At 40.8% G+C, this 542-nt stretch carries 1 pseudogene; it reads right to left on the bottom strand.

What is annotated here, in order from left to right:
• Positions 1-542 (bottom strand): annotated as a pseudogene (locus tag NK356_RS24080) (T9SS C-terminal target domain-containing protein); the annotation flags it as partial.

Below are 542 nucleotides of genomic sequence, written 5' to 3'. Positions count from 1 at the left end.
AGGGTTCTCAAATGATCATCTCCTTTTCCACCAAAGTTCTTCTCCCATTCTACTTTTCCGTTCTTGTCGAGTTTTACAATCCAATAATCTCCTTCACCTAAATTATCTGTTGATTTTGCGATTCGGGATACGGGGTTCGGGTTTTGAACGTTTGATGCAGAACCTGCGCCTCGCATCCCGGAATCTTGTTCAGAACCCGAAACCCGAACCTCGGAACTTCTCGAATAAATCCCAAGTAGCGCACCTCCATCTCTCGTTGGAATCATCTTCTCTACTTCATCTAAACCTTTTCCTCCTAAAATTAATTGAGAAAGTTCTTTTCCGTTTTTATCGAGTCTGGTAATCCAAACATCTTTAGATCCATAACCTTTTGCTGAATTCTGTACGTTTCCGGCTACAAAAAATCCTAAATCGGTAGTTTGAATAACAGCTCTGGCTTCTTCATCAGAAGAACTTCCTAAGGTTTTCTGCCACAATTCATCACCAAATTCATTGATTCTGATCAGCCAGATATCGGAACCTCCTTTGGAATCCTCTTTTTT

The sequence above is a fragment of the Chryseobacterium sp. S0630 genome, assembly GCF_024158915.1.
In the GTDB taxonomy this organism is placed as follows: Bacteria; Bacteroidota; Bacteroidia; order Flavobacteriales; family Weeksellaceae; genus Chryseobacterium.
Note: the sequence above shows the minus strand (reverse complement) of the source record. Positions and strands in the feature narration are given on the sequence as shown.